A 23,610-nucleotide genomic window follows, 5' to 3' on the forward strand; every position below is an offset into this window, starting at 1 on the left:
GGCGGCGACCTGGGCCTGCGCCTTGGCGGGCACGGTGCGCACCGCAAGGCCGGGCTCCAGGGTCTGGACCCCGAGCGTCACAACCTGGTCGGCGGGGTTCAGGCCGGAGGCGATGATCGCCTCGGTCTCGGTATAGGCGGCGATCTCCACCGGGCGCGCGGCGAGGGTGGAGGTCCCCGGATCCACCACGTACACCAGCGGGCCGTGGCCCTTGTCGATGACCGCGGAGAGCGGCAGGCGCGCCACCTTGGCCTGGTCCCTCGGGTGAAGCGTGACCGAGGCGGTCATGCCGAGCGCAACCGTCTCGTCCGGATCGAGGATGGTGAAGCGCGCCGGATAGGTGCGCGAGGTGGCATCCGCCTGCGGGGACAGCTCGCGCAGCTTCACCGCATAGGCCTTGCCGGGCGCGGCCCACAATTCCATGGAGGCGGGGGCGGTGCGGGCGTCGGCGAGGTCGATCTCGGGCAAAGCGATGAGCGCCTCCTTCTCGTCGAGCCGCGCCACCCGCACGATGGTCTGGCCGCTGGAGACCACCTGTCCCGGCTCGGCCGCGGTGGCGATGACGACGCCCGCCTGGTCGGAGACGAGGTCGGCGTAAGAGAGCCGGTTCTGCGCCAAGTCCAGCGCGCGGCGGGCGCGCTCCAGGCGGCCCACCGCCTCTTCCTTGGCGAGCGCCTTGCGGTCGAGCTCGGCGGCCGAGGCGAAGCCCTTGGCGGTGAGCGAGCGCGCCCGCTCGTCCTCCGCCGCGTTCTGGGAGAGGTTGGCCTTGGCTGCGGCGAGCTCCGCCTCGGCGCTCTGGAGTTCCAGCCTCAGGTCGTCCGGATCGATGCGCGCGACCACGGTGCCCGGCGCGACGCGTTCGCCGATGCCCACGAGCCGCTGCGTGACCTTGCCCCCGACGCGGAAGGCGAGGTCGATCTCGCGCCGCGCCCGCACCACGCCGACGAAACGCTTCTCCGCCTCGCGCGGAGCGAGGGCGACGCTCACCACCTGCACCGGACGGGCGCGCGGCCCTTCGGTCTGCGCCGGCGCGCTCTCGCCGCAGCCGGCCAGGAAGAGAAGGGCGATCAGCGCCGCCGTGCCGGCGGCGAGACGCAGGCCGCCGAGGGCCAGGGCGGCCGGGCCGGCGGGGGACAAATCCAGGTCCAGAGGGGGTCTCTCCAGAGGGGAGTTCATGGCGCACGTCCTGACCGCTGAAGGGTTATGGCTCAAAACTGACAAAATTCGTCGATCGTCACTCTCGGGACGAAGAAGGCCCGCATGGCCGCCGCGTCCGCTCCTGCTCCAAGGACGGGCGAAAGCCGCCGTGCCGACGCGCCGTCCGGCGCGTCAGCCGCTTTTGCGCGGGCGCTCCGCCTTCGCGGGCGACGCCAGCGGCGCGCGCTCGGTCTCGACGGCGCGCAGGATGAAGCGCACCGTGGCGTCGAGCTGGCCTTCGAGGTCTTCGTCGATGTTCTGGGCGATCAGAACCGGATGGCAGAAGCGCACGCAGGTGCCGAGGAGGATCGCGGAAACCGCGGCGGGGTCGTGCGGCACGAAGGTTCCGCCTGCGATGCCCTCGGCCAGAACCGCGGCCACCATGGCGCCGATGCGGGCCTTGTGGGCCTCGATGTTCTGCCAATTGTGCTCGATGGCCACCAGCACCATGTCGTGCACGCGCCGCTCGGCCAGGAAGTTCGCCTTGTGATAGGCGAGGATAGAGGCATAGGCGGCGACGATGCGGTCCTGCGGCGTGCCCGGCCCCGTCGTCGCCTGCGCTACCACCACCTCGCTCTCGGTGAGGCACTTCTGGCAGATGGTCTCGACGATCGCGTTCTTGGACGGGAAGAAGCGGTAGACATTGGCCGGCGACATGCCGAGCTCGGCCGCGATGTCGGCCACCGCGGTCTTGGCGAAGCCCATGCGGCGGAACAGCTCCTCCGCCACCTGGGCGATCCGATCGCGGGTCTCGTCCGCCGTCTCCTTGCCGCGCGCGTTCACTGTTCCCGGTCCTTGATATTCGATTGCTGACGAATTTCATAAATCATCAGAAATCACTTGGCAAGCGCCCCCCTGGAGCCGTCGCGCCCCGGCCGACTGCAACGGCGCGCAGCGACGTAGAAGGAGAGCCGGGGCCAGCGAAAAGAGGCGCCGAAGGCGCTTCACCTTTGGCGCCTCGGGCAGTGCCCCGGCGCTCTCAGGCATTGCCCGCTGCGCGGGATTTTTCCCCTGGACCCCGGCTCGGCGCTCCGGCTGCGCCGTCGCTTGGCCGGGGAGCGGTGCCGGCTGCGCCGTCGCTGGGCCAGGGAACGGCCCTGCTCAGGCGCGCAGCACCGCGCCGGTCTTCTTCGCCACCTCGGCGACGATCTTTCCCGCCACCTGATCGATCTCCTCGTCGGTGAGCGTGCGCTCGCGCGGCTGGAGCGTGACCTCGATGGCCACCGACTTCTTGTCCGGATCGATGCCCTTGCCCTCATAGAGGTCGAACACGCCCACCCCGGTGACGAGCTTCCTGTCCACGCTCTGCGCCGCCTTCAGGATGTCGGCGGCGGCGACCTCGCGGCTCACCAGGAAGGCGAAGTCGCGCTTGACCGGCTGGAATGCGGACAGCTCCAGAGGCGGTTTCACCCGCGTCGCCTTGGCCTTGGGCTCGGGGATCTTGTCGAGGGTGATCTCGAACGCCACCAGCGGGCCGGAGGCGTCCAGCGCCTCCAGCACCGCCGGGTGCACCTCGCCGAAATGGGCCATGGCGTTGGAGCCGAGGCGCAGCGTGCCGGAGCGGCCCGGATGATACCAGGAGGGCGCATCCGCCGTGACTTGGAGGTTCGCCACCGGCGCACCGCAGGCGGCGAGGGCGGCCACCGCGTCGGCCTTGGCGTCGAACGCGTCCACCGCGCCCGCCGCCCCGTCCCAGAAGCGGCCGGCGCCCTCAGGCTTGGCGGTGCCGCGGCGGATGCCGGAGGCGGACTGGCGCTGGTCCTTCGCGCCGTCGCCGAGGAACACCTGGCCCACCTCGAACAGCGCCACGTCGGCGAAGCCCCGGTCCGCATTGGCCTGGGCGGCGCGGATCAGGCCCGGCAGCAGGCTCGGGCGCATGTCGGAGAGATCGGCCGCGATGGGGTTGGAGAGCGCCAGCTCCGGCTGGCCGCCGCCGAACGCCTCGGCCGCACCCTTCGACACGAACGACCAGGTGACGGCCTCCACGAGGCCGCGCGCGGCGAGCGCGCGCCGCGCCTTGCGGGTGCGCAGCTGGAGCGGGGTCAGCACCGGCTTCCTGGCATCGGCGTCGCGCGGGAATTCGGTCGCCGGCACGCATTCCAGGCCGAGGATGCGCACCACCTCCTCCACCAGGTCCGCCTTGCCCTCGATGTCGCCGCGCCAGGAGGGCGGCACCACGTCGAGCACCGGCGCCGATCCGGAGACGGCGAAGCCGAGCTTGTCCAGAACATCGCGGATTTCCGCTTCCGAGGCGTCGAGGCCGGAGAGGCGCTTCACCTCGGTGAGCGGGAAGGCGATAACGCGGGCGGTATCCGGGATCGCGCCGGCGAGCACGATTTCGGACGGCTCGCCGCCGCACATCTCAAGGATGAGGTGGGTGGCGAGGTCCAGCCCCGGCAGAGTGAAGGCCGGGTCGATGCCGCGCTCGAAGCGGAAGCGGGCGTCCGAATTGATGCCGAGCTTGCGCCCAGTCTGGGCGATGTTGATGGGCTCCCAGAGCGCGCTCTCGATCACCACGTCGGTGGTCGCCGCGTCGCAGCCGCTCTCCTCGCCGCCCATGATGCCGGCGAGGCTCTCGACCCCCTTCGCGTCGGCGATGACGCACATGCTCGCGTCGAGCGTGTAGGTCCTGCCGTCGAGCGCCAGCAGCGTCTCGCCCGCCTTCGCCCGGCGCACCACGAGGTCGCCCGTGACCTTCTTCGCATCGAAGACATGGAGCGGGCGGTTGCGGTCGAACGTCATGAAATTGGTGACGTCCACCAGCGCGTTGATGGGGCGCAAGCCGATGGCGACGAGGCGGTCCTGAAGCCACTGGGGGGAGGGGCCGTTCTTCACGCCCCTCACCACCCGGAGCGCGAAGGCGGGACAGAGCGGGGCGGTGTCGCCGAAATCGAGACTCACCTTCAGCGGGGCGGGGAACGCGCCCTCCACCGGCTTCACCCGCGGCGCCATCAGATCGCCGAGCCGGCCGCGGCGAGGTCGCGCGCGACGCCGGAGACGCCGAGGCAGTCGGCGCGGTTGGGCGTCACGGCGATCTCGATCACCGGATCGTTGAGGCCGAGAATCTCGGCGAACGGCGCGCCGACGGGCGCGTCGTCCGGCAGTTCGATGATGCCTTCGTGCTCGTCGCTGAGGCCCATCTCGCGCGCCGAGCACAGCATGCCGCGGCTCTCCACGTCGCGGATCTTGCCGATCTTCAGCTCGGTGCCGGTGGCGGGGATGACCGTGCCGGGCGCCGCGAACACGGTCTTGAGGCCGGCGCGCGCATTGGGCGCGCCGCACACCACCTGGATGGGGTCGCCTTTTCCGATGGAGACGGTGCAGACCTTGAGCTTGTCCGCGTTGGGATGCTTCTGCGCGGTCAGCACCTCGCCCACCACGAAGGGGGCGAGCTGCTTCGCCTTGTCCTCCACCCCCTCGACCTCCAGGCCGATGAGGGAGAGCCGCTCGACGATTGTCTCGAAGCTGGCGGTGGGCTCAAGATGGTCCGTGAGCCAGGAGTAGGTGAATTTCATCGTCCACTGACTGTGTTCGAGGGAGGGTGTCCTCAGCGGCGGGAGCGCAGGATGAGGCTGGTGGCGATTTCCAATTTCACTTCGGGAGAAAGGCCCGAGACCGCTTCGATTCCGAGCCTGGCCATCGTGATGCAGGACCCGCTGGCGCCGTCTTCGTAAACGCCATGAGGATCGTAGTCCGCTTCGTGCCGGAACTGCTGCAAGGCCACGAAAACCTCGCTAAGCAGCGTGACGGCATCGTTGTTGGAGCGACGCGCCAGTTCCAGTAAAGCGGACTTTGCAAACCCATGTTCCAAAGCGCGATACGTTCGCTGCCAGGCCGGTGTTTGCGACTTGCGTGCGCCGACGAGCGTGTCGGCGCACATGCCGGCCAGGCGGTGGAACAGCGCATAATAGGCTGTGCTGATGGCGCGCCGGCGGTAGACCTGTTTCAGCTTTCCCGGTGCGGGATGCTCCGAAAGCGAGACGGCCACGTCGAGCAACTCGGAGGGGCTCAATTGACCGTCTCGCGACGAAGCCGGGCGCCGAAGCGCAGATAGGGAAGGCGAGGGTCGCCCTTCTCCCGCAATCGTTCGCGAATCCGGCTGGTGCTCTCGATCACCGCCGAAGCGTCTATCTCCGGTGATGTCCCGAAATGCGCAATGATGAACAGCGCGGGATCGCCATCGTGATCCTCGCCCGTTTCAAGATCGAAGCTCTCGAAGCCGGAGCGCGCAAGCTGCTTGCGCAGGATCGGGCCGATGAGCTGCTTCAGTTCCGCATCGCCGAGCATGGTGATCGCTCCTTGATCGCAATATAGCGCGTCATCAACCGCGCGGCATCTGCGCTACGCGCTCAGGCCGCCGGCGAGCGTCGGGAAGTCCAGCGGGCGGAAGCCGTAGTGGGAGAGCCAGCGCACGTCGGCCTCGAAGAAGGCTCTGAGGTCGCTCATGCCGTACTTGAGCATCGCGATGCGGTCGATGCCCATGCCCCAGGCGAAACCCTGGTATTCGTCCGGGTCGATGCCGCAATTCCTGAGCACGTTCGGATGCACCATCCCGCAGCCGAGGATTTCCAGCCAGTCATTGCCCTCGCCGAAGCGGATCTCGCCGGGGCGGGAGCGGTCGCACTGGATATCCACTTCCATGGAGGGCTCGGTGAAGGGGAAGAAGGAGGGGCGGAAGCGCATCTTCACGCCCTCCACCTCGAAGAACGACTTGCAGAACTCTTCGAGAATCCACTTCAGGTGGCCGAGATGGGCGCTCTTGTCGATCACCAGCCCCTCCACCTGGTGGAACATGGGCGTATGGGTCTGGTCGCTGTCGCAGCGATAGGTGCGGCCGGGGCAGATGACGCGGATGGGCGGCTTCTTCGCCTGCATGGTGCGCACCTGCACCGGCGAGGTGTGGGTGCGCAGCACCTTGCGCTCGCCGTCCGCGCCCGGCGGCAGGAAGAAGGTGTCGTGCATCTCGCGCGCCGGATGGCCGGCGGGGAAGTTGAGCGCCGTGAAGTTGTGGAAGTCGTCCTCGATGTCGGGGCCTTCCGCCACCGAGAAGCCCATGTCGGCGAAGATGGCGGTCAGCTCCTCCATCACCTGGGAGATGGGGTGCACGCGGCCGATCTCGGCGGGCGCCTCGCGCACGGGCAGCGTCACGTCCACCTTCTCGGTGGCGAGGCGGGCTTCGAGCGCCGCGGCCTTCAGCGTCTCGCGGCGCGCCGCCATGAGGCCCTGGATGCGGTCGCGCAGGCCGTTGATGGCCGGGCCCATCACCTTGCGATCGTCCGGGCTCATGGCGCCGAGCGACTTGAGCAGTTCCGACACCGAGCCCTTCTTGCCGAGCGCGGAGATGCGCACCTGCTCCAGGGCGGCCTCGTCGGCGCTCGCGAGGATGGCGGCAGCGATCTCGCGCTCCAGCGCGTCGAGGGCGGGGTGGTCGGTCAGGACGAGGTCGGACATGGCAGGTCCTCGGTGCGTGTCGTCGAAGAAGACCGTCATCCCCGGGCTTGTCCCGGGGATCCACGGCCGGCCGCCGCGCCTTCGCGGGAAGGCCGCGCCGGGTCGCGGTGCGTGGATGGCCGGGACGAGCCCGGCCATGACCGTCGGAATGTGTCGCGCCGCTTATAGACGCGGGACGCCGAAAGGCAAAAGCCCCGCACGGCAAGCCGTCGGGGCTGATGGGGTCTCGGAAAAGACGGGAGGGAAGGGGCCGCCCTAAAGGCGAAGGCGGCCTCGGGCCCGCGCAGCCCTCGGGCGAGGCGCCGGCGCCTTGCGCAGCTCTCAGGCGAGAGCGGCCTTGGCCTTCTCCACCAGGGCCTTGAACGCGTCGGGCTCGTGGATGGCGATATCCGAGAGCACCTTGCGGTCGACCTCGATCCCGGCCTTGCCGAGACCATCGATAAATCGCGAATAGGTCAGATCGAGATCAAGCGCGCGCACGCCGGCATTGATGCGCTGGATCCAGAGGGCGCGGAAGTTGCGCTTCTTCACCTTGCGATCGCGGTAGGCATACTGCATCGACCGTTCGACGGCCGACTTCGCAGCGCGGATGGTGTTCTTGCGGCGGCCGTAAAAGCCTTTGGCGGCTTTGAAGACCTTCTTGTGCTTGGCGTGTGAGGTAACGCCACGTTTCACGCGGGCCATGGAAAAGCTCCTTCAGATCGCAGTGGCGTCAGCCGTTCGGCAGGAACGACTTGCGGATGATCCGTCCGTCGCACTCGGCGAGGATGGTCGTGCCGCGCTGGTTGCGGATCTGGTTGTTGGTCCGCTTGATCATGCCATGGCGCTTGCCGGCCTGACCCGCGATCACTTTTCCCGTACCCGTGAGGCGGAAGCGTTTCTTCGCTCCCGACTTGGTCTTCATCTTGGGCATTTGGCTCTCCGTGGCACGGGTCAAGGTCGCCTCGCGGCGCCGACCCCCAGCCTCTTGTTGCTGTTGAGCGGTATGAGCGGGTACGGCAGCCCTATTGGCCGGCCCACTCGAAGGCGGCAGTCGTTACAGGAGGCGGCGCCGAAAGGCAAGACCCTGCGCCAGCCGGCCGGTCCGGCAACCGCGTTGTCGGGGCGGCCCTCCTTATGTAACGGTGTGGCGCAGGACCGCGCCCGCCCCGCCCCGCACGCCGTCGAGCCTTCATGAGCCTTTATCCCACACCGAGCAATCCCGTCCCGGACGGCGCCGTCACGGGCGAGATCAGCACCGCGGACGGCGTGCGCCTGAGGTTCGCGCGCTTCCCGCCGCAGGACACGCTGCGCGGCACGGTGGCGGTGCTCACCGGGCGCACCGAGTTCATCGAGAAGTATTTCGAGGTGGTGCGCGACCTGCAGGTGCGGGGCTTCGCCGTGGCGGTGCTGGACTGGCGCGGCCAGGGGGATTCGCAGCGCCTGGCCGGGAATCCCCGCAAGGGGCATGTGCGGCGCTTCTCCGACTATCTTGCCGACCTCGACGCCTTCGCCAAGCAGGTGCTGCTGCCGGACTGCCCGGCGCCGCACTTCGCGCTCGGCCATTCCATGGGCGGCACGGTCCTCTTGGAGGCGGTGGTGGCGGGCCGGCGCTGGTTCGATCGCATGGTGCTCTGCGCCCCCATGCTGGGGCTGGAGGTGGTGCCCATGGAAGGCCTGGTGCGCCCCCTGGTCCGCGGCCTCGCGCTGACTGGCTTCTCGCGCGCCTATGTTCCCGGCGGAGGCTCCGCCGCCGTCACCGAGATGCCGTTCCGGGGCAACATCCTCACCTCCGACGCCGAGCGCTACGCCCGCACCGCCGAGATCGTGCGTGCGCACCCGGCCCTGGGCCTCGGATCGCCGACCATCGGCTGGCTCGCGGCGGCCTATGAGAGCATGGGCCGGCTGGCCCAACCCGAGACCGTGCTCGGCATCCGCCAGCCTTTGCTGATGGTGGCGGCCGGCGCCGACCGGCTGATCTCGAACGACGCCATCGAGAAGCTCTCGGCGCGGCTGATCGCCGGCGCCCACGTGGTGGTGCCGGCGAGCCGGCACGAGATCCTGATGGAGCGGGAGCTGTTCCGCGCCCAGTTCTGGGCCGCCTTCGACGCCTTCATTCCCGGCACGCCGCTTTAAGGCGGCGGCCGGCGGCGCGGGCTCAGGCGCCGAGCGCCTTCAGCGCCGCCGCGTGGGCCTTCCGGCTGCCGGGCGGCGACGACCCGTCCGCCGGCCACGGCGGAGCCGCCCTCCCAATTGGTCACGACGCCGCCGGCCCCCTCGATGATCGGCACCAAAGCGATCACGTCGTGGTCCTGCAGATTGGTCTCGATCACCAGGTCGATCAGCCCGGCCGCCACCATGCAATAGGCGTAGCAGTCGCCGCCATAGCGCGAGAGGCGCGCCTTGGCCTCCACCTGCTCGAAGGCGGCGCGGTCGGCGTCGTCCATCAGGCGCGGGCTGGTGGTGTAGAGCACGGCGTCCTCGAGGCGCTCGCAGTCGCGGGTGAAGAGCGCCCGCTCGCCCGCCGGGCCCTGATAGCGCGCGCTCCTGCCGTCGCCGAAGAAGCGCTCGCCGATGAAGGGCTGGTGCATCATGCCGTAGACCGCCGCGCCCTCCTTCAGGAGGCCGATCAGCGTGCCCCAGGCAGGCAGGCCGGCGATGAACGACTTGGTGCCGTCGATGGGATCGAGCGCCCAGACATAGGGGGCGTCGGGGTTCAGGTTGTCGAACTCCTCGCCGATGATTCCATGGTCCGGAAAGGTGCTGGTGATGAGCCGACGCATGGCCTGCTCGGCGGCGCGGTCGGCCTCGGTGACCGGATCGAACGCGCGGCCGCGGCTCTTGTCCTCGATGCTGAGCGCGGTGCGGAAGAAGGGCAGGATCGCCTCGCCCGAGACGGTGGCCAGCTGGTGGACGAAGGTATCGAATGCCACGGCCGTCATGGGGGTCCACCTCGGGGTCGGAAGATCGGGGTCGCCGGTCGCCGGCGGCGGCAGGTAAGCGCGGGAGTGGGGCAATGCCAAGGGGGGTGGACCGGCTTCGCTTGGGGATTTGGGCCGGCCGACTTCGCAGATGCGGGAGCCGGAGGCCCCGTGTTCGACTAAAGGTGAATGCCCATTGATTTCAACAGGTCAAACGCAGGCGCGGCCGGCCGGGGCGCCGCCGGACCTTTTTGGCACAATCCCGGGCAGGAGCGCGCCACCGCGCCGCCCGTCCTGCAGGCAGTTGGCGGTCAACTTTTTGATTTAAATGGTTTTATATCCGCCTCAAGCTGCCTAAACAATCACCGCTGGATGATCTTGCGGCACAAGGGGGGAAACCGCATATTAGTGCGGCGCGGCATTGCTTGCTGCAGTGCCGCTGCCCTCCTTGGGCGTTTCCTCCCTAGACTTGGGCCGCTCCGGTTTCGTGAGCGGCCCCTTTCTTTTTGGAGCCGCGCGCGAGCGACACGCCTCCTTCTGCGAAGGACGCAGCGGCGCGACGGGACGCCCCCGCCGGGGTCCGACCATCCCGCAAAATGCCGTCTGAGTCCGCGCCGTGCGCCGGCACAACCGGCGCGTCCTGTCCCGCCGAGTCCCGCTTCGTCCCCCCGAGCCCCGCCAAGCTCCGTCTCTGCGAATTGCGGCGGTCCCGGTGCGGCCGTTCGGCGGGTGCGGGCGCGATTCGCCCGCCGGGACGGAATGAACACGCGCCCGTGCCCCCTTCTTCCCGCAAGGGGGAGAGCGTGGGGATCCGGAGACAATGGCGAAACCGACCCGACGCCGGCAGGCTTAAGCTTGGCGGAGGCAGCGGCCTGGGCCCCAGCCCGATCCCTGGGAGCGGCGTTCGGTCCGGGCTCGATTTCCGTTCTGCGGGACGCGGACAGGCTTCAGCTCGGCAGCGATCCGGCCTGCGATGGGAGCGGCCCGCTCGGCAGAAGCGCGGCGGGAGCCAGCCCGCCGGTCAGCCCAGGCGCCCGCGCGACACGCGGTGCTGGTTCAGAGCCTGGGGCCGGACAACGCGAAGCGGCGGGAATCGACCGGCATTCAGGCCGGTATCCCGCGGTGCACGTCCCGATTTCGACACAAAGCGCCCCGGAGCGGGACGAAGCCGCAATCCGCTGCCCGAAGGGCACGGAAATTCTTCTCATGAGATCAAGCGATTGCGAAAAATCGCACCCGTGCGACATCCAGGCACTTGCTTTCTGGCGACGCAATGGGCTATTGCTGCACTGCGACATGGCGATTGGCGTCGCTGTGTCGCTGCCCTCCTTGGGCGTTTCCTCCCTAGACTTGGGCCGTTCGCTTACGCGGACGGCCCCTTTCTTTTTGGGCCGGTGCTTATCCCGGCATTCCGGCTCTTGCGGCCGGCTCTCCCTGCATCATCGCGGTCCGTGTCAGCGGTCTAGAACCGTCGATCCTGCGTTCAATCCCTAGACTTGAGCCGTTTGTCAGCTTCTGCCTGTTGTTCCAGCCCGCGCGGACGAAGGCTGTTCTCCCTCTGGGACCTCCCCGACGCAAAGGACGCCAACCCCCGCTCCGGGAAGCGGTGATCACGCTATGGCCTTCGCGGAAGCAGATGGCCCTGTCCTTCTGGACGTCTCCCCTGGCGCGGAGACCCGGTCATTTGCCGGCAATCACGGGGCAAGCACATGCCCTCGTCGGTCCACGGCAAATTGGTATATCTGCCATTCGAAAAACGCAAGGCACCTTTTGACGAAATTCCGACAGCCTCATTCGGCGGCGGCGCGGGGCGGCTCCAGCGCCGCGGCAACGGACGCCATCAGGCGCGGCACCAGCGCGCCGATGTCGTCGCGCACAGACGCGAAGCCGGCACCCCGCTCATAGACCGCCTCTTCCATGTAGAGGCCGCGGTTGATCTCGATCTGCACCGCGTGCAGGCCGGCGGAGGGGTTGCCGTAATGCTCGGTGATGTAGCCCCCGGCATAGGGCTTGTTGCGCACCACCCGGTAGCCGAGCGTGGTCAGCTCTCGCTCCAGCGCCTCCGTCACCGCCTCGGCGCAGCTGGTGCCATAGCGGTCGCCGATCACGAAATCGGCGCGGGCGGCGTCGTCGCGCGTGGAGACCGAGGGCATGGAGTGGCAATCCACCAGCACGCAGACGCCGAACCGCCGCTGGGTGCGCGCCACCAGCCGGCGCAGCGCCTGGTGGTAGGGCTTGTAATAGGCTTCGATGCGCTCCAGCCCCTCGGCCACGGCGAGCCGGCGCGGATAGATCTCCTGCGCATCACCCACCACGCGGGCGATCGTGCCGAGTCCGCCCGAGACGCGGATCGAGCGCGTGTTGGCGAAGGGCGGCAGCCGGCCCTCGAACATGCGCGGGTCGAGCTCATAGGGCTCGCGGTTGAGGTCGAGGAAGGCGCGCGGGAACAGCGCCCGCATGAGCGGCGCCCCCGCCGCCACCGCCGGCAGGAACAGCTCGTCCACGAAGCTGTCCTCGGAGCGGCGCAGGGTCTGGAAGTCGAGCCTCGCCTGCTCGACGAAGGCGCGCGGATAGATGCGCCCGGAATGGGGGGAGTTGAAGACGAGCGGCGTTGCGGCCTCGTCCGGCGCCAGGATCTCGAAGGCGGGGTCGATGGTGTCGGCGAGGCAGGCAGTCATCGCGCGCCGGCGGCTCCTTCGATGTTTGGGAAAGAAGACCTTAACGGCGCCTCGCGCGGCTGGAAAGGCCAGATGGCATATTGCGTCCCGCAGGGTTAGGGTCATCCATGCGCGGGCGCTGCCGGGCGTCAGGCGGCCGGGCCCGGCGGCCCGGAGGCCGGGGCGCCCGCCGGCTTTCACCTCGAATTTACCCGTTGGCGCGAAGAAGGCCCATGCGCCCCGCCCGAGCTGGGCGGCCGGCACACTGATTTTGAGGGGAACGGGGCGTGGCCAAGATCCTGCTCGCAGAAGACGACAATGACATGCGCCGCTTTCTCGTGAAGGCGCTGCAGAATGCGGGCTATTCCGTGGCGTCCTACGACAACGGCAAGTCCGCCTACGAGCGCATGCGCGAGGAGCCGTTCGAGCTCCTGCTCACCGACATCGTCATGCCGGAGATGGACGGCATCGAGCTGGCGCGCCGCGCCACCGAGCTTGATCCGGACCTGAAGGTCATGTTCATCACCGGCTTCGCCGCCGTGGCGCTGAACGCGGACGCGCACGCGCCCACCGAGGCCAAGGTGCTGTCCAAGCCGTTCCACCTGCGCGACCTGGTCGCCGAGGTGGGCAAGGTGCTCGACGCCGCCTGAGGCGCGCCGCAGCTTCGCCTTGCGGAGGCCGGGCGCACCTGCGAAAAGGCGCGCCCATGATCGTTCTCGACGAAATCTCGCTGCGCCTCGCGGGGCGCCTGCTCATCGACCATGCCTCCGTGGCAATCCCGGAGGGTGCCCGCGTGGGCGTCGTCGGGCGCAACGGCTCGGGCAAGACCACGCTGTTCAAGGCCCTGGTGGGCGAGCTGGAGCTGGAAAGCGGCTCCATCCGCCTGCCGAGCCGCACCCGCATCGGCCGCGTCGCCCAGGAGGCGCCCGCCGGCCCCGACAGCCTGCTGGAGCGGGTGCTTTCCGCCGACACCGAGCGCGCGGCGCTGATGGCCGAGCGCGAGAGCGCCACCGACGGCACCCGCATGGCGGAGATCGAGACCCGCCTCATCGACATCGACGCCCATTCCGCCCCGGCGCGCGCCGCCACCATCCTCGCCGGCCTCGGCTTCGACGAGAGCGCGCAGTCGCGCCCGTGCGCGGAATTTTCCGGCGGCTGGCGCATGCGCGTCGCGCTCGCCGCGCTGCTGTTCACCGAGCCGGACCTGCTGCTGCTGGACGAGCCCACCAACTATCTCGACCTCGAAGGCACGCTCTGGCTGCAGGACTATCTCGCGAACTATCCGCGCACGGTCATCCTCATCAGCCACGATCGCGACCTGCTCGACACCTCCGTGGACCACATCCTCCACCTCGCGAACCAGAAGCTCACCCTCTACAAGGGCGGCTTCACCGGCTTCGACCGCCAGCGGCGCGAGCGGCTCCTGCTCGACCAGAAGGCGCGCAAGAAGCAGGAGGCCAAGCGCGCCCACATGGAATCCTTCGTCGCCCGCTTCCGCGCCAAGGCGACCAAGGCCAAGCAGGCCCAGTCGCGCCTCAAGGCGCTCGCCAAGATGGAGCCGCTCTCGGCCGAGGTGTCGGACGAGGCGGCCTCGATCTCGATCCGCCATCCCGAGCGGCTGCTCTCCCCGCCCATCGTGGTGCTCGACCACGTGGCGGTGGGCTACGTGCCGGGCAAGCCGGTGCTGCGCGGGCTCGACCTCAGGATCGACGAGGACGACCGCATCGCCTTGCTCGGGCCGAACGGCAACGGCAAGTCCACCTTCGCCAAGCTCCTCGCCGACCGCCTGAAGGCGGACAGCGGCAACGTGGTGCGCGCCGACAAGCTGGAGGTGGCCTATCTCGCCCAGCACCAGCTCGACGAACTGCACGCGGACGAGAGCCCGGCTCAGCATGTGCGGCGGCTGATGAAGGACGCGCCCGAATCGCGGGTGCGCGGGCGTGCCGCCGAGATGGGCTTTCCGGCGGCGCGCCGACACCAAGGTCTCTGCCCTCTCGGGCGGCGAGAAGGCGCGCCTGCTGCTCGGCCTCGCCTGCTTCAACGGCCCGCATCTGCTGATCCTCGACGAGCCCACCAACCATCTGGACATCGAGGCGCGCTCGGCGCTGATCGAGGCGCTCAACGACTTTCCCGGTGCGGTGATCCTCATCTCCCACGACCGGCATCTTTTGGAGGCCTGCGCCGAGCGGCTGTGGCGCGTCTCCGGCGGCACCGTGAAGCCCTATGACGGCGACCTCGACCAGTACCGCCGCGAAGTGCTCTCCAAGTCCGACGGCGACCGCATGACCGGCGACGGCCGCAGGGATCGCGCCGAGGCGCGGGCGGCGGACGGCGGGGCGAAGCGGCGCGTCGCCACCGGCCCCATCAAGAAGCGCATCCGCGAGCTGGAAGGCCAGGTGGACAAGCTGGAGAAGGAGATCGCCGAGATCGATCTCAAGCTCTCCGAGCCCGGCCTGCACGCGCGCAAGCCGTTCGACGCCGCCCGCTTCGCCAAGCGCGCGAGGAAGCGGTGGCGGCGCTGGGCCGCGCCGAGGAGGCCTGGCTCGCCGCCAGCGCCGAACTGGAAGAGGCGGGCGGGTAGGCGTTTTTTCCGGTGCAGGCGCTGCGCGCCTGTGTTTTGCCCGCTGCGCGGGAGTCTCCCCTGGACCCCGGCTCGGCGCTCCAGCTGCGCTGTCGCTGGGCCGGGGAACGAGGGCTCATGCCGTCGCGGGGCCGGGGAACGGCGCGGGCGGCGCGGTGCCCTGCGCCTGGCGCACGCCCCTCCCGCCTTGCCTTGCCCTTCATTCGCGGCTAGAGCGCCGTCTTCTGTGCAGCCGGCCGGCTCCAAGCGGCCTGAGCGCGAGGAGCCCATGGCTGAGGACGGACTTTCCTATCGGGACGCGGGCGTCGACATCGACGCCGGCAACCGGCTCGTCGATCTCATCAAGCCGCTGGTGAAGGCCACCGCCGGCCGGGCGCGGGCGCGGACATCGGCGGCTTCGGCGGCGTGTTCGACCTCAAGGCGGCGGGCTTCAATGATCCGCTGCTGGTCGCCACCACCGACGGCGTCGGCACCAAGCTGAAGATCGCCATCGAGACCGGCGTGCACGACACCATCGGCATCGACCTCGTCGCCATGTGCGTGAATGACCTCGTGGTCCAGGGCGCCGAGCCGCTGTTCTTCTTGGACTATTTCGCCACCGGGCGGCTCGCGCCCGAGGTCGGCGCGCACATCGTCGCCGGCATCGCGCGCGCCTGCAAGGAGGCCGGCTGCGCGCTGGTGGGCGGCGAGACCGCCGAGATGCCGGGCATGTACCAGGACGGCGATTACGACCTCGCCGGCTTCTCGGTCGGCGCCGTGGAGCGCGCGGGCCTGCTGCCGCGCGCCGATGTGGGGCCGGGCGACGTCATCCTCGGCCTCGCCTCCGCGGGGGTGCATTCCAACGGCTATTCGCTGGTGCGCCGCATCGTCGAGCGCTCCGGCCTCGTGTGGGGCGATCCGGCGCCGTTCGCGCCGGGCGAGCGCCTCGGCGCCGCGCTGCTCACTCCGACGCGGCTCTATGTGAAGAGCACCCTGGCCGTCATCCGCGCCACCGGTGCGGTGAAGGCGCTCGCCCACATCACCGGCGGCGGCATCACCGAGAACCTGCCGCGCGTGCTGCCCAAGGGCACCGTCGCCCGCATCGACCTGTCGAACCTCATCGTGCCGCCGGTGTTCCGCTGGCTCGCCGCCACCGGGGCGGTGGCGAGCGAGGAGATGCTGCGCGCCTTCAACTGCGGCGTCGGCATGGCCGTGGTGGTGGACGCCGCGCGGGCGGACGAGGTGGCCGACGCCTTCGCCGGTCAGGGCGAGCGCGTCATCCGCCTCGGCGTCATCGAGCCGGGGGCGGGCGCGCCCCATGTCGCCTATGACGGCGCCGCCGATTTCGGGTTTGCCGCATGACGAAGAAGCGTGTCGCCGTGCTCATCTCCGGGCGCGGCTCCAACATGGCGGCCCTGGTGAAGGCGGCGGAGCGGCCGGACTTCCCGGCGGAGATCGCGCTGGTGCTCTCCAACCGGGCGGATGCGGCGGGCCTCGCCTTCGCCGCCGGGCGCGGCATCGAGACCGTGGTGTTGAGCCACAAGGACTATGCCGACCGCCTCGCCTTCGACGCCGCGCTCGACGCGCAGTTGCGCGTCACCGGCATCGACATCATCTGCCTCGCGGGCTTCATGCGCCTGCTCACGCCCTGGCTGGTGGAGCGCTGGCGCGACCGGATGATCAACGTCCACCCCTCGCTGCTGCCTGCCTTCAAGGGGCTCGACACCCATGCCCGCGCCTTGGCGCTGGGGGTACGGTTCCACGGCTGCACGGTGCATTTCGTGCGCGCCGAGATGGACGCGGGGCCGATCATCCTCCAGGCGGCGGTGCCGGTGGAGGACGACGACACGCCGGACACGCTCGCCGCCCGGGTCCTGGTGCAGGAGCACGTGATCTATCCCAAGGGCCTGGAGCTGCTCGCCGCCGGCCGGCTCGCGGTCGAGGACGAGCGCGTCGCCATCGACGGCGCGCGCGGCGGCCTGCCGGCTCTGGTGGCGCCTTCGGTCTGAGGCGCGCCGCGCCTCACGCCTTCTCGATGCGCACCCGGTTGTCGTGGAACGCCGCGCCGCCCACCGGGGCGACCGGATCGGCGCCGGTCAGCGTGTTGATGCCGCGCCCGCCCGCATGGGCGCGGTTGGGCTGGATCTGCTCCGATACCACCACGCCGCGCCTGAGCCCGTCGAACAGCCGCACCGTGAGCACCACCGCGCCGCGCGCGCTTTCCACCCGCGCGTCGTCGCCCGCCGCAAGGCCGAGGCCGGCCGCGTCGTCGGGATGGATCATGAGCGCCGGCGGCCCCTCCCGCTCGGCCGAGGAGGCGGTCTCGGTGAAGGTGGTGTTGAGGAACGAGCGCGCCGGCGCCGTCACGAGGCGGAACGGATAGTCCGCATTCGCCTCCTCGATCACCGCCCAGTGGTCCGGCAGCGCGGGCATCTCCTGCCAGGGACCGAACAGGCCCGGCGCCGGCAGGCCGGTGGCGCTCCAGTCGGGCGCGAAGTGGAAGCGCTTGTCGCGGTGGCCGAAGCCGGTGAGGAAGTGCGCCTCCTCGAACGGCGGCGCGATGTCGATGAAGCGCGCCGCCTCCAGGTCCTCCAGCGTGCCGCGGCGGGTTTCGCGCAGCGTCCAGTCGATGATCTCGCGCGCGCTCATGGCAAAGCCGGGATGGGCGGCGCCGAGCCGGTCGGCGAGCGCGCACACCACGTCGTGGTTGGAGCGGCATTCGCCCGGCGGCTCCACCAGCTTCGGCCCGAACAGGATGTGGGGGTGCCCGCCAGCCTGGTAGAGGTCGTCATGCTCGGTGAACATGGTGGCGGGCAGCACCACGTCCGCCATGCGTGCGGTGTCGGTCATGAAGTGCTCGTGCACGGCCACGAACAGGTCCTCGCGGGCAAAGCCCGCGCGCACCTTGTCCTGCTCCGGCGCCACCGCCACCGGGTTGGTGTTCTGGATGAACAGCGCATGCACCGGCGGCCCGCCGGCCAGCGCGTCCTCCTCGCCCACCAGGATCGGGCCGATGCGCGACTGGTCGAGCGCGCGCGTCCGGGGGTCGCGCACGTCGAGCCCCTCGATCATCCTCTTGTGCCAGCCATAGAGGCCGGAGAGCGAGTGCGCGGCGCCGCCGCCCAAATGCTGCCGAGCGCCCGAGACCGACCGGGATGGAGGCCACCGAATGCATGGCCACCGTCCCGTTGCGCGAGCGCGTGAAGCCGTAGCCGATGCGGAAATAGGCGCGCGGCACGGTGCCGACCAGGCGCGCATAGGCTTCGATCTCGTCCGCCGAAAGGCCGGTGATGGCGGCGGCCCATTCCGGCGAGCGGGTGGACAGGTGCGCCTCCAGCGCCTCCGCGTCGCGGGCGAAGCGGGCGAGATAGGACCGGTCGGCGAGGCCGTCTCGGAACAGCACATGCATCACCGCGCAGGCGAGCGCGCCGTCGGTGCCGGGGCGGATCAGCAGCGGGATGTCCGCCTGCTCCATGGTGGGGGTGCGATAGACGTCCACCACCGCGATCTTCGCGCCGCGCGCTTTGCGCGCCTGCACCGCGTGGGTCATCACGTTGACCTGGGTGGAGACGGCGTTGGTGCCCCACAGCGTCACCAAATCGGACTGCGCCATCTCGCGCGGGTCGCGCCGGACAGGCGGCCGGCGCCGGCGAGGTAGCCGCTCCAGGCCGGGTTGACGCAGATGGAGGAGAAGAAGCGGGAATATTTCTTTGCATGGGTCAGCCGGTTGATGCCGTCGCGCATCACGAGGCCCATGGTGCCAGCGTAATAATAGGGCCACACCGCCTCCGCGCCGTGGCGCCGCTCCGCGTCGAGGAGGCCGGCTGCGACCCGGTCGAGCGCCTCGTCCCAGGAGACCGGAGCGAACTGGCCCGACCCCTTGGGACCGGTGCGCACCAGTGGCTGCGTCAGCCGGTCGGGATGGTGCGCCCGCTCGGCATAGCGCGCCACCTTCGCGCAGATGACGCCGGCCGTGTAGCTGTGGTCCCGGGCGCCGCGCACGCGGCCGATGCGGCCGTCCGCGCCCACCTCCACCTCCAGGGCGCAGGTGGAAGGGCAGTCATGGGGGCAGGCCGAGGCGCGGACCTGGACGGCCGCGCGCGGAACCGCCGGGCTGGGCGTGGCGACATGGGTGTTCATGCCACAAACTTAAAAGGGGGCGACGGATGCCGTCGCCCCCCTTTTCACGGTTTCCGCAGCGCGCCGTCAGGCGTGGTGCTCGGCCTTCTCCGCGCTGCGCCGACTGCGCAGCACATAGCCGATGCCCAGCACCACCAGGGCGCCGATCACGCTGGCGACGTAATGGGGCATCGCCGCGGTCTTGATGCCGATGGGCGAGTCCGCATCGGGCACCACGAAGGCGGGGTTGAACTGCTGGAGATACTGCAGCGACACCACGTCGCCCACCAGCATCTCGCCGGCGATCCAGCCGAGCAGCGCCGCGCCGGCCCAGATGAGGGCCGGGAAGCGGGTGAGCAGCGACAGCACCAGCTGCGAGCCGAAGATGATGAGCGGGATGGTCAGCAGCAGGCCGAACACGAACAGCTCCCAGTGGCCGCGCGCCGCCGCGGCGATCGCCACCACGTTGTCGAGGCTCATGACCGCGTCGGCGATGGCGATGGTGCGCACCGCCTTCCACAGGCTGTCGGACGCCTCGACGTCGTGCGCGTCGCCCTCATTGTCGGTGATCAGCTTGACCGCGATCCACAGCAGGAGCAGGCCGCCCACCACCTTCAGGAACGGGATGCCGAGCAGGTAGGACACCATGAGCGCGAAGATGATGCGCAGGCCCACCGCCGCGCCGGCGCCCAGCAGGATGCCCCATTTGCGCTGCTTCTCGGGCAGCGAGCGGCACGCCAGCGCGATCACCACCGCGTTGTCGCCGGACAGAAGCAGATCGATCCAGATGATCTGAAGCAGCGAGACCCAGAAGGTCGGTGAAGCAAAGTCCATCATCTACCCCTGCTGCGTGGTTGGGCTTTTGTGTCCTGGAACGGATCAGGATGCCCTAAGGTCATGTATCGTAAGGTAAAACTTACCTTAGGTCACTCGATTGGCAAGAAAAAAGGGCGCTCCGCGCGCCCCTTTTTCCGCCCCGCGCGCGCTTGCGGCGGGGCAGGTGGTTCAGTGCCCGGCCTCGTGGGCGTGGCGTGCCTTCCATCGCCGCATCAAGAACGCGGTGACCAGCACCAGGCCGGCGCCGACGGCCGGCGCGACGTAATGGAGGTTCTCCACCAGTTCGTGGCTGATGCGCTCGGTGAGGGCCGGATCGCCCAGCAGCATCTCTCCGGCCACCCAGCCGAGCAGGCCCGCGCCAGCCCACACCAGGATGGGGAAGCGGTCCAGCAGGGCCATGACGATGGAGGAGCCGGCGACGATCAGCGGGATCGAGATGGCGAGGCCGAACACCAGCAGATACCAGTTGTCCTTGGCGATGGCGGCCACCGCAACCACATTGTCGAGGCTCATGACGATGTCGGCGAGGGCGACGGTGCCGACCGCCTTCCACAGGCTGTCGCTGGCTTCCACCGCCTCCTCGTTGCCTTCGTTCGGCACCGCGAGGTCGACCGCGATCCACATCAGCGCCAGCGAGCCCACCAGCTTCAGCCAGGGCAGGCCAAGGAGGGTGGCGACGATGCCGGTGAAGATGATGCGCAGGCCCACCGCCACGCCGGCGCCGAGGATGATGCCCCACTTGCGGGCCTTCTCGGGCAGCGAGCGGCACGCCATGGCGATGACCACGGCGTTGTCGCCGGACAGCAGGATATTGATCCAGATGATCTGCAGCAGCGCGAGCCACAGGACCGGCGAGTCGAGCGACATGATTTCCATCCCCTGGGAGGCTCGGCCTGGGAGCCTGGTATTTGGCGTCTGGTGCGCCGTATTCTGAATTTCGACGCGGGGACGTTACCCAAAGCTTCAGGCGGCCTCAACCGAAACCGGACTTCGCGGTGCGCAAATTCAGTTGCGCACCGCACAAGACAGCCGCGGACGGCCCGCAGGCAAGCATTAAGTGGTGTAGCGGACGGTATCCCGTGGTTTGGACCCGCATCGACACCATTGCTTGCCGTAGCGTCAGCCGACGATCTCGTTCCCGGCGAAGAACTGGGCGATCTCCACCTTGGCATTTTCGACGCTGTCGGAGCCGTGCGCCGAATTCGCCTCGATGGATTCCGCGAACAGCTTGCGGATGGTGCCCTCGGCGGCGTTCGCCGGGTTGGTGGCGCCCATCACGTCGCGATACTTGGCCACCGCGTCCTCGCCTTCGAGCACCTGCACCACCACGGGGCCGGAGGTCATGAAGGCGACGAGGTCGCCGAAGAACGGGCGCTCCTTGTGCACGGCATAGAAGGTCTCGGCCTGGGCCTTGGTCATCAGCACGCGCTTCTGCGCGACGATGCGCAGGCCGGCGGTCTCGATGACCTGGTTCACCGCGCCGGTGAGGTTGCGACGCGTGGCGTCGGGCTTGATGATCGAGAAGGTGCGCTCGATCGCCATGGGGACCGTCCTGTCTGTTGCGTATGAAGGAAACCGCGCAGCCGCGCGGGATGGCGGCTCTTAGCAGCCGCCGCCGCGACGGGCAAGGTCGCCGCCCACGCGCCCCGGCCCCACTTGCCCCGGCCGACTGGAGCGTCAGCGGAAGGGGAGCCGGGGCCCAGCGCAAGGAGGCGCCGCAGGCGGCTTCTTCCGCCGCAGGCGGAGCGCCGTGGGTGGTGTCCGCTGCGCGGAAGTTTCCCTGGACCCCGGGCTCGGCGCTCCAGCTTCGCTGTCGCTTGGCCGGGGAACGAGGGCTGCGCTGTCGCGGGGGGCGGGGTCGTCGCCGGCTGCGCGGCGCGGGACGGCATTGACGCCGCCCCGCGGCTTCGCTCACGCTCTGCGGTTTCGCCTCACGCCTCGCGGATGTCGTTTGCCGCGCGCGCGAGAATCTCGACGATGCGGGTCTCGGCGCCGCGATTGGCGGCGAGGCGCTGCTGGGCGACATCGCGCAGGTTCTCCAGCGCCGCCTCCACCAGGCGCGGCAGCTCGGCGCCGTGGCTCGGGCCGTCCTCGCTCCAGCCCATCCACTTGCGCACGCGGCCCATCTTGAGGCCGATCTCCGACAGGCGGCCGGTGATGGCGTCCGCGAAGTCGCGGTTCTGGGCGAGATAGGCGCGGCCCTCTTCGGTGATGGCGTAGCGCTTCTTGGCGCCGTCGGCTTCGGCGGTGACGTAGCCCGCCTCCTCCAGGAAGGTGAGGGTGGGATAGACCACGCCGGGGCTCGGCGAATACCAGCCCGCGGTCTTCTCCTCGATCAGCTTGATGATCTCGTAGCCGTGCCGGGGCTGCTCGGCGATGAGGGAGAGGGCGAGCAGCTTCAGGTCGCCCTGGGCCAGCATGCGGCCAAGGCGGAACATGTCGCCGCCGCCACGGCCGTGACGCCCGCCGCCGCCGCCGCCGCGATGGCCCCCAGTCGCCGCGGCCGGGGACCGCCGGCGAAGCGATCGGGATTCCAGTTGGGTCTGCATCCGAACATGGTTTCGACTCCTGAGATATGTCGAACGATATGACTGCTGAGTTTATATCGTAAGATATATCGAGAGCGCAAGAGGGCTGTCCGCGCCCATGCAAACGCAGCGGCCGGCCGATCGCGGTGCGATCCGGCCGGTCTCTCTTTTCAATGGCGAAGGGCGGAACGCCCGATCCTAATGGCCGAGCGTTGCCATGCCGGCGGGAGCATAGCGCGCGCCCGCCACCTTCTCGGGCGCGAACAGGGCATCGAGCGCTGCGATCTCCGGCGCGGTCAAACGGATCGCGGTCGCTGCGATATTTTCCCTAAGGTACTTTTCGCGCCGCGTCCCGGGGATGGGGATGACGGTGTCCTGCTTGTTGAGGATCCAGGCGAGGGCGATCTGGGCGCTGGTCGCGCCCTTCTGCGCGGCGAAGTCGGCCAGCGCCTCCACCAAGCGCCGGTTCTGCGCCAGCGCCTCGCCCTGGAAGCGCGGATTGGAGCGGCGGAAGTCGCCTTCCGCCAGACCCTCGGTGCTCGCCACCGCGCCGGTCAGGAACGAGCGCCCCAGCGGGCTGTAGGCGACGAAGGCGGCGCCGATCTCGCGGCTGGCCGCCAGCATCCCGCCCTCGTGATCGCGGGTCCACAGCGAGTATTCGCACTGCACCGCGGTGATCGGATGCACCTTGTGCGCACGCTTCAGCGTCTCCACCGCGCATTCGGACAGGCCGAGGAAGCGCACCTTGCCGGCCTCCACCAGGCCCTTCATGGCGCCCACCGTGTCCTCGATGGGGGTCTTGGGGTCCACGCGGTGCAGGTAATAGAGATCGATGGTGTCGACGCCGAGCCGCGCGAGGCTGGCGTCGCAGGCGGACCGCACATAATCCGGCGCGCCGCTGACGCCGAGGCGCTCGCCGTTTGCCCCGCGCACCAGGCCGAACTTGGTGGCGAGCACCACCTTGTCGCGCCGCCCTTTGAGGAAGCGGGCGAGCAGGCGCTCATTATGGCCCGTGCCGTACATGTCGGCGGTGTCGAAGAAATTTATGCCGAGGTCGAGCGCCGCTGCTAGGGTTGCCAGCGACTGATCGTCATCGCTCGGGCCGTAGAATTGGGACATGCCCATGCAGCCGAGGCCGATGGCGGACACGGACAGACCCGAGCGACCGAGGGGGCGGTGGTCCATGGGGGACCTCCTGAGGATGGATTGGAAGAGAGCGCCCGGCAGGGATGTTTTGACCGGGACAGGCAGAAAGTACACCGAACAGTTTACATAAGTCAATCGACATAGCTCAATGACCGACGCGCCTTCTTCCTCCGCCGCGCCCGCCGCCGGCCCGCACGCGGCCCGCCAGCCCTCGG

16 protein-coding genes and 5 pseudogenes are annotated in these 23,610 nt (G+C 69.4%); 5 read left to right on the plus strand and 16 right to left on the minus strand.

The features are described from left to right. The 8 genes and pseudogenes from AC2W7M_RS04515 to rpmI all read right to left on the minus strand — a co-directional run. Window positions 1-1,176: efflux RND transporter periplasmic adaptor subunit (locus AC2W7M_RS04515; protein WP_486130391.1), on the minus strand; the 1,176-nt coding region annotated here is incomplete at its 3' end. Between the two features lie 153 nt (window positions 1,177-1,329). Further along, window positions 1,330-1,980 carry a TetR/AcrR family transcriptional regulator gene (locus AC2W7M_RS04520; RefSeq protein ID WP_486130393.1) on the minus strand — a complete coding sequence of 217 codons (651 nt, stop codon included), beginning with the start codon at window positions 1,978-1,980 and terminating at the stop codon, window positions 1,330-1,332. A 318-nt stretch (window positions 1,981-2,298) separates the two neighbouring features. Then, window positions 2,299-4,712, minus strand: a pseudogene (gene pheT / locus AC2W7M_RS04525) (phenylalanine--tRNA ligase subunit beta). A gap of 32 nt (window positions 4,713-4,744) precedes the next feature. Further along, a complete protein-coding gene (locus AC2W7M_RS04530; RefSeq protein WP_486130413.1) occupies window positions 4,745-5,185 on the minus strand; it encodes a hypothetical protein in 441 nt (146 codons plus the stop codon). Window positions 5,186-5,205: 20 nt separating this feature from the next. Then, window positions 5,206-5,484 carry a hypothetical protein gene (locus tag AC2W7M_RS04535; protein ID WP_486130395.1) on the minus strand — a complete coding sequence of 93 codons (279 nt, stop codon included), beginning with the start codon at window positions 5,482-5,484 and terminating at the stop codon, window positions 5,206-5,208. A 54-nt stretch (window positions 5,485-5,538) separates the two neighbouring features. Further along, entirely contained in the window at window positions 5,539-6,648 is a 1,110-nt protein-coding gene (gene pheS / locus AC2W7M_RS04540) for a phenylalanine--tRNA ligase subunit alpha (RefSeq protein ID WP_486130397.1), read from the minus strand. A 321-nt stretch (window positions 6,649-6,969) separates the two neighbouring features. Beyond that, on the minus strand, window positions 6,970-7,332 hold the full coding sequence (rplT, locus tag AC2W7M_RS04545) for a 50S ribosomal protein L20 (protein WP_121622522.1): 363 nt from the start codon (window positions 7,330-7,332) through the stop codon (window positions 6,970-6,972). 28 nt (window positions 7,333-7,360) lie between these two features. Beyond that, on the minus strand, window positions 7,361-7,561 hold the full coding sequence (rpmI, locus tag AC2W7M_RS04550; protein WP_169123990.1) for a 50S ribosomal protein L35: 201 nt from the start codon (window positions 7,559-7,561) through the stop codon (window positions 7,361-7,363). Between the two features lie 260 nt (window positions 7,562-7,821). On the opposite strand from rpmI, the gene AC2W7M_RS04555 reads away from it, so the two are divergent. Beyond that, on the plus strand, window positions 7,822-8,763 hold the full coding sequence (locus AC2W7M_RS04555; protein WP_486130400.1) for an alpha/beta fold hydrolase: 942 nt from the start codon (window positions 7,822-7,824) through the stop codon (window positions 8,761-8,763). Between the two features lie 22 nt (window positions 8,764-8,785). Here AC2W7M_RS04555 and hisN read toward each other — a convergent pair. Together hisN and AC2W7M_RS04565 are read right to left on the minus strand one after the other, a co-directional pair. Beyond that, window positions 8,786-9,569, minus strand: a pseudogene (hisN, locus tag AC2W7M_RS04560) (histidinol-phosphatase). 1,769 nt (window positions 9,570-11,338) lie between these two features. After that, a complete protein-coding gene (locus AC2W7M_RS04565) occupies window positions 11,339-12,226 on the minus strand; it encodes an N-formylglutamate amidohydrolase (RefSeq protein ID WP_486130402.1) in 888 nt (295 codons plus the stop codon). Window positions 12,227-12,492: 266 nt separating this feature from the next. Between AC2W7M_RS04565 and cpdR the strand changes: the two genes are divergently transcribed. From cpdR to purN, 4 genes and pseudogenes are all read left to right on the plus strand, one after another. Next, the gene (gene cpdR, locus AC2W7M_RS04570; protein WP_121622513.1) at window positions 12,493-12,855 is read left to right on the plus strand and encodes a cell cycle two-component system response regulator CpdR; all 363 of its coding nucleotides are present in this window, start codon (window positions 12,493-12,495) and stop codon (window positions 12,853-12,855) included. A 56-nt stretch (window positions 12,856-12,911) separates the two neighbouring features. Further along, window positions 12,912-14,786, plus strand: a pseudogene (locus AC2W7M_RS04575) (ABC-F family ATP-binding cassette domain-containing protein). A gap of 268 nt (window positions 14,787-15,054) precedes the next feature. Further along, window positions 15,055-16,127: pseudogene (purM, locus tag AC2W7M_RS04580) on the plus strand (phosphoribosylformylglycinamidine cyclo-ligase). After that, window positions 16,124-16,774, plus strand: a complete 651-nt coding sequence (purN, locus tag AC2W7M_RS04585; protein ID WP_486130404.1) for a phosphoribosylglycinamide formyltransferase — start codon at window positions 16,124-16,126, stop codon at window positions 16,772-16,774. The pseudogene purM and the gene purN overlap by 4 nt, the downstream one beginning before the upstream one ends. Before the next feature lie 13 nt (window positions 16,775-16,787). On the opposite strand, the pseudogene AC2W7M_RS04590 reads toward purN, so the two are convergent. The 6 genes and pseudogenes from AC2W7M_RS04590 to AC2W7M_RS04615 all read right to left on the minus strand — a co-directional run bounded on the left by AC2W7M_RS04590 (window position 16,788) and on the right by AC2W7M_RS04615 (window position 23,434). After that, window positions 16,788-18,905 (minus strand): annotated as a pseudogene (locus tag AC2W7M_RS04590) (molybdopterin-containing oxidoreductase family protein). Window positions 18,906-18,971: 66 nt separating this feature from the next. Then, window positions 18,972-19,718 carry a TerC family protein gene (locus tag AC2W7M_RS04595; RefSeq protein ID WP_486130415.1) on the minus strand — a complete coding sequence of 249 codons (747 nt, stop codon included), beginning with the start codon at window positions 19,716-19,718 and terminating at the stop codon, window positions 18,972-18,974. Window positions 19,719-19,889: 171 nt separating this feature from the next. Then, window positions 19,890-20,588 carry a TerC family protein gene (locus AC2W7M_RS04600; protein ID WP_486130406.1) on the minus strand — a complete coding sequence of 233 codons (699 nt, stop codon included), beginning with the start codon at window positions 20,586-20,588 and terminating at the stop codon, window positions 19,890-19,892. A gap of 252 nt (window positions 20,589-20,840) precedes the next feature. Then, window positions 20,841-21,263: a nucleoside-diphosphate kinase gene (gene ndk / locus AC2W7M_RS04605; RefSeq protein ID WP_486130408.1), complete on the minus strand. Its 423-nt coding sequence runs from the start codon at window positions 21,261-21,263 to the stop codon at window positions 20,841-20,843. A 389-nt stretch (window positions 21,264-21,652) separates the two neighbouring features. Continuing rightward, window positions 21,653-22,159 (minus strand): PadR family transcriptional regulator, encoded by a 507-nt coding sequence (locus AC2W7M_RS04610; protein ID WP_486130410.1) that lies wholly within the window; start codon window positions 22,157-22,159, stop codon window positions 21,653-21,655. Between the two features lie 288 nt (window positions 22,160-22,447). Further along, a complete protein-coding gene (locus AC2W7M_RS04615; protein ID WP_486130411.1) occupies window positions 22,448-23,434 on the minus strand; it encodes an aldo/keto reductase in 987 nt (328 codons plus the stop codon). Window positions 23,435-23,610: the final 176 nt, after the last annotated feature.

It is taken from the genome of Xanthobacter sp. BG11Y11_SDJG, assembly GCF_057364445.1.